10 protein-coding genes are annotated in these 11,208 nt (G+C 48.7%); 5 read left to right on the forward strand and 5 right to left on the reverse strand.

The features are described 5' to 3' along the window. A partial coding sequence (locus tag H581_RS0109970; RefSeq protein WP_028609866.1) for an IS3 family transposase occupies positions 1-293 on the forward strand: 293 nt, incomplete at its 5' end. Here the strand turns inward: H581_RS0109970 and H581_RS37065 are convergent. From H581_RS37065 to H581_RS36365, 5 genes are all read right to left on the reverse strand, one after another. Then, positions 196-612, reverse strand: a complete 417-nt coding sequence (locus H581_RS37065; RefSeq protein ID WP_156889549.1) for an NIPSNAP family protein — start codon at positions 610-612, stop codon at positions 196-198. The genes H581_RS0109970 and H581_RS37065 overlap by 98 nt on opposite strands. A gap of 120 nt (positions 613-732) precedes the next feature. Continuing rightward, on the reverse strand, positions 733-1,653 hold the full coding sequence (locus tag H581_RS0109975; RefSeq protein ID WP_211231457.1) for a DUF4846 domain-containing protein: 921 nt from the start codon (positions 1,651-1,653) through the stop codon (positions 733-735). Between the two features lie 192 nt (positions 1,654-1,845). Next, the gene (locus H581_RS0109980; protein ID WP_028609868.1) at positions 1,846-2,307 is read right to left on the reverse strand and encodes a GNAT family N-acetyltransferase; all 462 of its coding nucleotides are present in this window, start codon (positions 2,305-2,307) and stop codon (positions 1,846-1,848) included. A 220-nt stretch (positions 2,308-2,527) separates the two neighbouring features. Further along, positions 2,528-3,277, reverse strand: coding sequence for a hypothetical protein (locus H581_RS0109985; RefSeq protein ID WP_156889550.1), 750 nt, complete (start codon positions 3,275-3,277; stop codon positions 2,528-2,530). Positions 3,278-3,474: 197 nt separating this feature from the next. Beyond that, positions 3,475-9,501, reverse strand: coding sequence for a LamG-like jellyroll fold domain-containing protein (locus tag H581_RS36365; protein WP_051250631.1), 6,027 nt, complete (start codon positions 9,499-9,501; stop codon positions 3,475-3,477). 510 nt (positions 9,502-10,011) lie between these two features. Here H581_RS36365 and H581_RS0109995 point away from each other — a divergent pair. From H581_RS0109995 to H581_RS33590, 4 genes are all read left to right on the forward strand, one after another. Beyond that, positions 10,012-10,314, forward strand: a complete 303-nt coding sequence (locus H581_RS0109995; RefSeq protein ID WP_281169530.1) for a PadR family transcriptional regulator — start codon at positions 10,012-10,014, stop codon at positions 10,312-10,314. Positions 10,315-10,316: 2 nt separating this feature from the next. Beyond that, positions 10,317-10,664 carry a DUF1048 domain-containing protein gene (locus H581_RS0110000; protein ID WP_028609871.1) on the forward strand — a complete coding sequence of 116 codons (348 nt, stop codon included), beginning with the start codon at positions 10,317-10,319 and terminating at the stop codon, positions 10,662-10,664. Between the two features lie 11 nt (positions 10,665-10,675). Further along, entirely contained in the window at positions 10,676-11,026 is a 351-nt protein-coding gene (locus tag H581_RS0110005) for a DUF1048 domain-containing protein (RefSeq protein ID WP_028609872.1), read from the forward strand. Positions 11,027-11,042: 16 nt separating this feature from the next. Next, the coding region (locus H581_RS33590; RefSeq protein ID WP_036718379.1) for an ATP-binding cassette domain-containing protein at positions 11,043-11,208 on the forward strand (166 nt) is incomplete at its 3' end.

Below are 11,208 nucleotides of genomic sequence, written 5' to 3' on the forward strand. Positions count from 1 at the left end.
TCCTTCACTCGGACCAAGGGGTGCACTACACCCATCCTGTGTTTCAACAGAAAGTAAAGAATGCGGGGTTCACACAATCCATGTCTCGCAAGGGTAACTGCTGGGATAACGCACCCATGGAGTCCTTCTTTGGTCATATGAAAGATGAGTTAGATTATGAGGACTGCCAAACCATAGAAGAGCTTCGTCAAAGAGTTAACGAATACATCCTAATGTACAACACATCTCGCTATCAATGGGGATTAAAAAAGATGACTCCTGACGAATACAGGAGCCATCTACTTTCAGCTTAGCACTTTTTATTAAGTGTCCACAAACGGGGTTACAGTTCACATAATCTCTACCGCCATTTTTTCCATACCATTTATTTATCCTAATGATGTGTTCACTGTCCCCCCTAATATTCGTCTCTATTTCTTTATACTTCTCATAACTGTCATATTCCCAAATAGCAAATATTTCAGTGGTCGAATTATGATTCGGTATCATCCATCTTCCAATTAATCGAGCACCATGTTTAATTTGATTTGGCAAATTAGTTTCATTAAAATGCGTATTAAAAATATCAACAAATTCATTTTTTACGATGTAAAACTTCCTTCTATAAAACAAGTCGCCACTTCCTTTCTAAAGTCTAAAACATATTTGCTCTCTGTTTTTCAGTCATGGTGGATGCGAGAATCAAATTATGACCTCCTGCATCCCCTGTAAGATTGATATTGATCTGACATATTAAAACCGCTTCAGATCGCGAGTCGTAAACGTCCACTCCGGTGTACGGATGTCCTCTTGTTGATCGTCCAGCACGTACCACGGGCTTAATTCCTTGTCGTTCGGATTCGTCAAAATTTGAATATTTTGCGCCGGCATGTAGCTTTGGGCCAGCATGTACAGCTTCTTCCCGGTCTCCCGGTGTACTGCCATGTCAACGACAATGACCGCGTGGCCGGGAGTCCCTCCTTGGACAAGCACATCTCCGATGCGCATATCCGTGACCGGGACGGATTTCATTTCTAGAGACAAGGACAGTGATCCCGCATAAATGAACACAAACTCCATATATTTGCGGAAATCCTCATAAGTGTTCGATGCCACGGCACTTTTCACCCATTCCGTCTCATTCCCTTCCACCGCCACCCGGTACCCTTGCATCCATTTGCTGTAATCAACGAGAAAACCGTTCGTCAAATGAAACCGAATTTGATCAAAATGTCCGCTTTGATACAGGTACTCGCCTCTCAACCTCATCACCGCGTCTGCGCATTGCTGCAAATCTTTCTTCCCGACATCCATGTCAATTACGGCAGTGTAAGCTCGCGTATTTTGTTTGACCGTACCGTCGTAGTGAAAAACCTTGGAGCCATGCGCCTTCAAAGGCAGATCACGGAGGTATGCCGCGAACGTGCCTTCTTCCGAATCCGGTTCCAGTTCGGAGCGCTCGTATCCTGCCGGGAGAGTGAATCGCTCGCTGATGGTATTGCCTGTTTCGTTCAACAGCGAGGAGGATTTCACCTGTAATTTGGTGTTAGGTTCCGTTAGTGAGGGGGATTTCTCCTGTGAATTAGCGCCGGTTCCCGGGCTGCATGCCGCCAATCCGACCGCCAGAGCTGCGGATATCGCTATAAAAGTCATTCTTTTGCCGGATAAGATCATCTTTTGGTTGCTCCTCATATTGTTACTGTTTTGAAATCATTTAATAAACAAACATGATTGGATCTAATAGAGAACATGCATAACCACCGTTATCGTTCAGGTCGAATCGCAGGTAATAACCCGTAGGTGTTTCCAAATACTTGACGCAATTTTGGGGTAAGTGGTTGCTGCTTGGGGATCGGACATTTCTTATCAGCAATGTTTTTCCATGGCTTCTTCACATTGAAAAAAGCCGTTTCTCGAATAAAACGGAACACTTTCGCTGCTTGGCCAAACGATAAGGAACCCGACGCTATTCTCTTTTGACCACTGTTCCATAGCGATATGAATTTGGGTACCGATACCTTGACTTCTAAAATCAGAGCGAGTATAAACGTTGGTAACATATCCGAAGTAAGGGGCCGGGGACTTACCAGGCCTCGGTACTTTATGTATGAGTTGCAAATACATATGCGATACTATATTTTTTTCAACTTCTGCAATCCAAATGTACCAGTCTCCGCCTTTAATCGCTTTTATCAAGAATTCGCTGCAAGTCATGTGAAACTCTTCAAAGCTCACTATACCATTTCTGTGCTCATCTTCCGAGAATTCCCAACGCATTTGAACTAGTTCATCAACATCGTCTAAAGTAGCCAAACGAACATTTACCATAAATGTCACCCCTTTGATTTGTATATGTCTTCCATATGCGATTGAAATATTCCTGTATAAGGGCTACTCTAATGAAAAAAAAGCCGAACTCCCGGTTCAGCTTTTTTTTCATACAAGTAGTCCGCCTATAAACACAACATATGCGGAAAAATATGACGATAGATAAAACCAGTGCCGCTATCCCTTTCACAGCTGATTTCCAGTCTTTTGCTTTCTATATTCATTTTGTGTTTTGAGATGCCTGCCCTTTTGTTCCATCCAATTTCGTTTCCGTCACGAGCTTTAAGGTACGAATTGTCTCCAGAAAAAGCGGCACAGCGGTTGCGGCGTCGTCCTTTCCGTAGCGGAAGCGGATTCCGTATCGGATCCCCTCATGTTCGAAGGCAAAAAAAGCGGTTAAAATGGCGGGATTATCGCCGCCTTCCGGCTGTGAGCCAGTATATTCCGCAAACGGTACAAGCGCTTCGTACGTTTTCTTCAGATCGGCTTCTTCAACGGCAAATTGGCTGAATGGGCCAATCGTAATCAGATTTCGAGTATCGTACCCGAATTCAACGCCATCCTCCATATCGTAACGCTCCAGCACGGACGGCACGTAGAGACCGAATGGCTCAAAAGGGGCCAAGCTTTCAAACTTGGCGGTGACTTCCTTTCCATCTATCGTCATTTTGATTTCGCTTGTGCCGTCATACACGGGAATATCGACAAAGAGCGATTCGCTGCCCGCCGCGTCGTCAGCGGGTTGTTCTGCCAAAGGGCTTTTGGTGGCCCCACCGTTTGCAGGCTCCGTTCCGTTATTCCTCATTTGGCCTTCCATATTTTGATGACCTGTATCCTGACTCATGGTTTGATTTTGTCCAATATTATCGGTGACTTCTCCTGAATTGCCCTTCGAGCAGGCGGCTGTAGCAGTAATAATGGCGGCGATAGCGAGAATAAATATCAGCCGCTTATGGTTGGATTTCATCATATCCTCTCCTCTTGAGCATACAGACGAAGTGCAAGTGGGAAATGTTACTCCAGAATCTAAAATCTGTCATCCATGCCGCGTTCGTTGAAAATATAGTATTAGACCGACTTCAAAAAAACGATACAGCGATAACCAATACGAGAAGAGGGCCGGCTGATGCCGACCCTCCGGTTGGATTCCTAATCAAATGATTCGAGTTATTCCGAACCGTCCGATAACGGCTCCAGCGACTCAAGCGCATTCAATAAATTCACAGCCGCATGGTCAACCGTTTCTTGATCTGCGTCCGCAGGCAGAGCCTTCGCTTCCGCGACCGCTGACTCAAGCGCTTGCCGGCTAGATTCGGTATATAGCGCTCCATCGAGGGCAGCAGCTTCTGCGAGCAAAACCGTGACCAAACTGTTGTCAACCCATGGTTTCGCCGTGTTGTTCATCGCCGCTTGAATTTCTCCCGCGCTCAAGACGTAATCATAGATACGGAATTCATCAATCATGCCGTTAAACAACGGATCCGGCCATTGGCTCTTGCCAATGTAGTTTTGACTTGGTTTGAAATCGCTCGGCTTGATCGTGAAATTGACCGCCGACGCTTTCTCCTCACCGTTGACATACAATTTTGCCGTACCTCCTCCCAGTGTCACCGCCACATGTACCCATTCGCCCACTGGCAGCTGCGAGGTTTGGATAAGCTGTTCGTTCCCGCCGTTCTTAATCGAAAAACGAAGCGAATTTGCACCGCCGGATCTGGGCGTAAGGAACAGGTATTGATTGGTGTTGTTACCAAAGTCAAAAATACGCTGCCACGCATTTCCTCCCCTCCAGTTCACCCAGGTGGCCACAGTAACGGCATCGGATGTTGGCATCGGATGCTGAGAAGGCAAGGTTACGAAGCTGTTCGTACCGTCAAGATCTATCGCCTGACCGAACTTTCCTTCCGTGTATGCGGGCGTCCCGAAGGCTGACGCGTGCGATCCCCCGAAGGCATTGTCCGTATTGCCTTCAAATGAATAGAGCGATACGGGGACCTGGACCAGCAAACTTTCAGCAGCCTCTTCGCCGACCCGCTCTACTTCTTTCAGGTACGCATAGTAGCTGCCCTTCGTGTAGTTGACAGGTTCGCCGATGTACGACTTTGCCGTTTTCCCGCTTTCCAGCTTGAACGGGGCGGTCGCCGTAACATACAGCGTTCCCGGAGCAACACCGATTTGAGGAATGCTTACGGTTCCGTAAGTGCTTTCGGTTACGGTTGCGGCTCCCAGTGCTGCGGTATCCGAGGAATTTAGATAAACCTTCACAACCGTTCCTTCCTTAAGCCCGGAAACTTTAACCGTATCCGCAATTCCTTCCTCATTATTCGTTACTCTGATATCGGATGCGGCAGGCGGCGTTGTCATGTTATCCGATTTATATTTCACGATCAATTCAGGTCCGAACTGACCGGGGATACTGGTACCGGAAGTATATTCTTTCGTGAGCGGGTTCACTTCTCCGCTCGGTACCGACAGCAGGAATGTGGCTCTTTCGCCCTGGTTCGCCTTGATAATCTCTGTCACATCCAAATACCAGCTGCCATTAATGCCATACTCCGTATTCGCATCTTCAGGCGTTATGACGGCAGATGCATGCGGCCCGTCGAAGTAGCCTAACGCCGCTTCCGAGCTTCCATTAAAGTACTCGTTTTTCAATTCGGCTCCAAGCGTACCTCCGCCTCCCGGTTCCTTCCAGTTATCCCATTCGATATGGTGTGCGCGAAGGTTCGCCGATCTCCCATTGTTTCGATACATTTTTAATGTAATGGACTCGATATTGGCATCCTCGAAATCCGGTACGTTATTAAATGTAACGATTCCAAATCTTTTATTGCCTTCGGCCGTCCCAGTGGAAAGAATCGTCATCCACGTTGCGTCGCCGGGCCCCGTAGTATTAAACCGAAGCGTGGCATCTTTCTCCGCTTTTAAATGAATGAGTCCGTTTTCGCCAGGATAAGACTTGGCCGTTCTCGCGCTCTCCATCTTGCCCGGAGCAGTTGCGGATACGTATACAATGCCGGACTCTCCGCCGATTTGCGGAATACTTACGGTACCATACGTGCTCCCCGTTACGGTTGCGCCAAGTACAGCGAGATCTGTAGGCGTACGGTATACCTTCACGACGGTGCCTTCAGGCAGACCAGACACTTCGATCTCATCGTCCAGACCTTCAAGGTAGTTTGTCACCCTGATGCCGGATACGTGAGGCGCAGCCGTTACATTCGGCGGATAGACCGTATCGGAAAATCCGAGCATTGTTCCATCTGCGGATATAGCCGCAATCTTATAGGCCGGGAAATCGTCGAAGCCCGGTCCGATGTCCACATGCGACAATAACGGTGATTCCGAAACCAAAGCAGTCCATGGCGAGTTATCCTCCAGCTCCAAAGTGCCTGCTTTAAATACCGGACCGGTTATGCTTGCCCCCGTATCATAGGTACGGAAAAGGCTGAATTTGACCGCCTGCTTCGGTTTGTTCCATTCAAGCGAAATGCTTTCTCCATCTCTTTTTACATACGGATACACTTGTCCGCGCGGCGTCTCTTCTACGGTTACGCCGCTGAAGACCGCATCCTCGGCCGCAACGACACCCGTATAGACCGCATAAGGGAACGGAGTAAACATCCGCTTTACCATTTGCCAATTCTCCCCGTCCCGGGATACATAAGCGTGAATGTAATGCGAATCGTAATCGCGAACCAGCTTCAGATACGGATAGTCTTGCGCGCGAAGTCCGATCAGCATGGCATTCATCGGACTTTTCTTTTCTTCCGAGAAGGCGTGGCGGGAATCCCTCGTTCGGTTCTGCAGTACGAGATTGCCATCCCTGTCGGCACCGAAATAAATAGATCGGGTATTGTCCTGCAGCTTGTCACGCATCATGATGCCGCTTGCGCTTCCGCTCCAGCTGTCCAGCTTGGCGCTGACCGTGCTGCTGCCGGCTGCAACCCGGTTTACAAAATGCAGCGAATCCCGGATATCCCGATCGTAGATGATCAGGTCATCGCCTTCTCCCAATCCGCGCCCGTTTGCACCGGTAATCGTAATGCTCGAACCCGATACCGCGGCGCTGCCCACCGTTGTACCGATACGGTCGTCACGCCATGCGGTATCGGCCAGTCCCGATACCGGAACAGTCGGATCAACCTTCGCGCGATACGATTCATCTCCGGCTCCAACGCCGTTTACACCGGAAACCTTATAATAATACGCCTTGCCGTTTTGTACCGTCGAATCTTTGTAGTAATTTCCTGTTACGCCGGTTGCAATAACGCCGTACTTGCCGTTTTCCGTTTCCGAACGTGTAATGTTGTAGGTTTGTGCGCCGGCCGTCGTTTTCCAGGTAATTCCCGCATAACCGTTGCCTGCTAATGCACTTGCAAATTGAACGGTATCCGGCTCTTTGTCTTTATGATAGTCGGACGTTAATTTCAACACCATCGCCGTTTTTGGCGATATGGTTACTTTCCCGTTGCGCGCAATCGGGATTTGTTGACCGGATACCAGATCGAGGACGGTACTTCCCTCATAATCCGCAGGTATTGTGACATCAAAGGATCTTTCGTTTCCATAAACATCGCGGGTTGTATTGAACACCATGAAATACTTCCCGTACCTTGCCGTCAGCAAATCCGGATAACCGGCATAAGGCGTATCGGCCTCAAAATTATCGCGGTCCGTCTTGCCGACGCCAGACTGATACGTGATCGGAATGATTTCTCCCGCCATCGATTGCGGCGCTGTTGCGCCATTCGTTATTTGATCTTCAAAGAAAATGACGTCGATATCGTTCATGCGAATCCAATAGTCTTCATATTGGAATTTACCGTCGGTCGCAATCTGGACGATATGGTCGTAGTTATCTTCCAGCACGTGAAGTCTGCCGTTCGCTCTGTAGCCTTTATTAAGCTCGTTCAGGTTACCGAACATTCTGAAGTCGCCGTCCCGCAGCGAGATGAACATGTTGTCGACGTCCGCCCAGGCAAACTGCCCATAGTCGGCCGGATTTACGCCAAGCGCCGTTATTTCTTCTTCCGTATAATAATTGAAATCCGTCTGCGGGAGGACGGCGCCTGCCGTCAATTGACCGCCGAAGCGGCTGAAATCGGTCCGCTCGCCGGAGACGTATTTATAAGTGTCCGCCAAATGATAATCCTCTCCGCTATTCGTGCCTCGATCTCCGAAGCTGAAATTGAACATTTGATGATCCGCAAGCTGCTGCTGAGCGAAACCGACCGCTTCCTTCGCATACCGCCAGTACTCGTCCCATTCCGGGCCGCTGTACCTTTGCTCGTTATGAACCATCGCCATTTCCAGGGAAGCGTACTGCAGCGCCATTCCCTTTTCAGCTCTCGCGCCATACGCGTAGAAACCTGGCAGAGCCGGGTTCCGCTCATCCGTGACTTGTTCCGTTCTCATAATTCGTTTGCCGTCGTTATCCAATGACGAGTGCCGGACAAACCCGCGGGCATGCAAGTTTTTCAATGCCAGCTTCAGGATTTCATCGCTCAACTCCTCATCGCCGGCGTGGTTTAACGTTTTGTAGAAGTACTTCACAAGGTAGTTAGCCGCCTCGCCGTAATTGGCGACATATCCGTTTTCCCTTGTCAGTCCCGCTTCCGTGAGGCCTGTGTAATGCTTGCCGTACGGCAGCCGTCTGACGACATTCCCGTTCGCATCCAGCTTGCTCTTCGCAAGTCCCTTAGCGACAATTTGCAAATAATCTTCCGTAAATCGGGCCGTCCGGTCGTGATAGAACAAGGAATGATACAAGTTCAATTCTTCGCCGCTCGGGCCGACCAGCACTTCTTCTCCAAGGAACGGTTGCCCGCCTAACGCTTCAAGAAGAATCTGATGGCTGCGCTCTCTGCCTTCATAGAACGAAGAGCCGATCATGCGCAATCCTTCGTGCGCTTCCCATGCGCCTTCGTACGTATACAACACTTGATTATAGATGTAGGACAGTCTCGAGCGGGCAAAATCGAAATTCGCTTTCAGCACGCGCTCCCACGCTTCACGGCGAGACAACTCGCCGCCATTCCAGTCCACTCCTTCAATGGAGTACGGCCCGTTTACCGTTCCAGTCGCAAACGGTTGATCAAGGAGTGCGTTGAATGCCGCATCGCCATAAATGGCGTCATCCTTGATTAGCTGTTCAACGATGTACAGCGCCTCACCCAGCGCACCGTAATAGCCGCCCCAGTCGCCTTGATGACCGCCCCATGTCACCAGCCGGACGTTTCCGTAATAATCCTTGACATGGTTGTCGATGACTTTGAAAATACGTTCCAGCGCTGCCCGCTTCTCGTCCGCCGTCTTGGCAGGAGACCAATCATAATGGAGCGCACTCGCATAAAACCGCAGTTCGTCCTTATACCGTTCGATCGATATTTTGGCGCCCGGGCTGCCATCTATTCTAGCGGAATACGTATTAAACGTATTGATCATGGATAATGTATATTTGTCGATAATAGTCTGCTTCTCTTCCTCCGTTATATCGTCTCTTAGATAGGATTTTCCTTCCTCGAGCTTGGAGCCTTGCACCTCATCGGATACATCCAAATAAGCTTCGTTATGCGTATAAGCGTTGTAATATCCTCTTGACGCCTGATCGACATTAGTGCCAAAGCTGTTGCTGAACGTCCTTAATGTAATTTCGACGGTGTCGCGCCCGTGCGTATGCTCCAAAGGAAGCAGCGTCGTGCTGTAATAAAAACGATTCGGCAAAGCTCCGCTTGTCCCCATTTCGAGCGGCTGATAGTCACCGATGCGGCGGTATCCGATCTGCTCGCCGTTAATGTACGCCATCGTTTTATAGCTTGACACATCGCTCCCCCAAAACTTAACCGTGAAATAGTTTTGGGCGGCCGGATCGACTTCCATCGTAAACGTCATTTCTCCGCCCTGAATATCGGCCGGGGTACGCGGAAGCGCAACTCTTGCGGATTCGCCTAAAGCGCCGGTAACCCCGTTTGTAAAATCGCCTTTGAATTGGTGTGCCTGCTCCGATTCCGTGTTGCCGAATATAATCTTGTCTACATGGCCGCCCGTCAAGTTGTTCGCCTCGGCTGTAACTGTAAGGGGTGCTATCGCCCCTGTCATCGGAAGAGCCAAAGCGGCGATAAGAATAACAGCCGACAGTCGTTTGAAAAGCCTGGTTGTCTTCATGAAATCAGGTAACACATCATTCTTCATCGTATACCTCCTTGTGGTGTGAAAGAGCTTGCTGCGATACATTCGGTCATGATTCCTCCTTTATTTCCGCTTAGCATGAATGCGCTTTCATTTCATGTCGGTAATCAGTATAACACGGATAATATTTCCTTTGGATGTTCTAAATTTAAGGTTCTACTGCATGTTTTTTAAGAAATTAATAGCATACACCACCGCGATGTTGGGTGGTTGTAAGCATATTGCAGCACATTCGGGACTCTTCCTTGGCCAATTTATTGGGTTTATTGTTCGTTGACATTTGGGCACCACCTCCTTTCTGGGTTTGTGGCTGCAGTCCCATTGCTTGCCGGCTAGCAACTTGCGTTTTAGTTGAGATTCATTATCACAACAACATATTAGAAAAACCGCAATTGACAAACCAACTACTACGTGTTACTTTATAGAGGTAGTAAGTAATACTGAATATCAGTGATACTGAATATCTGTCATACAGAATAGCAAGGGGTGATTGTGCTGGAAAACCTAACGGAAATGCTCAAAGGCGCGCTTGAGGGCTGCGTCCTTGAAATTATAAGCCGCAAAGAAACCTACGGCTACGAAATCACGCGGCGGCTGAACGCCCTCGGCTTCACAGATGTTGTGGAGGGAACGGTATATACCATCCTGATCCGACTTGAAAAAAACAAGCTGGTAGAGATCACCAAGAAGCCCTCCGACATGGGACCGCCGCGAAAGTTTTTCGCGATCAATGACGCAGGGCGTGAGGAGCTGCGGAGGTTCTGGGGAAAATGGGAGTTCGTATCATCAAAAATTAACGAGTTAAAGGAGAAATAATAATGAATTTTTGGGAAAAAATTACCGGCAGCGACATGACTAAAGAATTTAAAACGTTTGAATCGCGAGCCAAAAAGCTGCCGGCTGATTATCAAGCGGCATGGAAAAAAATTAATGCCAATCTTTGGCCGCACTCAGATTTTACCGGTCGCAACCTCATGCCAATTCTTGACGGTGTCCTTGGCCTGCTCGAAGAAACGGCGGCGGACGGTCAGCGTGTCCATGAGGTTTTGGGTGACGATATCAAAGGCTTCTGTTCAGCGCTGGCCGGCGAAGAAGGGGCAAAGTCTTATCGCGACAAGTGGCGCGAGCAACTCAACAATAATATCGCTAAAAAATTGGGTAAATAAGGAGGATGAAAATGAGCATACAAGATATCATCGAAGGCAAAAAAGAGTGGCGAGCGCATGTGGCGCGTGTCAAATCGCTCCCGCAAGATTATCGGATTGTTTATAAAGAGCTTCAAAAATATCTCTTTAAGGTCGGCCCTGTTGAGCTAACCGACGGGACGGGTTTGCTCTCGGGGATTGTCGATCTTTTTGAAGAGGGCGCGGCCTTGGGGAAAGGCGTGCTCGAAGTGACGGGCAGTGACGTAGCGGCTTTCTGCGACGAACTAATCAAAGATTCAAAAACTTACGCTGACATCTATCAGGAATCTGCCCACCAAGAAGCTAACAAGGCCATAAAAAAGGTTACGGATAAACCAAAGTAAAAGGGGGGATATCGGGATGGAAAAAGCAATCGAAGTAAAAGGACTGCAAAAATCCTACAAGCAGCATCACGTCTTAAAGGGCGTGGATTTCGAGGTGGAAAAGGGCAGTATTTTCGCCCTGCTCGGCTCCAACGGGGCGGGCAAGACAACGGTTGTCAAAATCCTCACCACGCTGCTCAAAC

The organism is Paenibacillus harenae DSM 16969, from assembly GCF_000422465.1.
GTDB classification, from domain to species: domain Bacteria; phylum Bacillota; class Bacilli; order Paenibacillales; family Paenibacillaceae; genus Pristimantibacillus; species Pristimantibacillus harenae.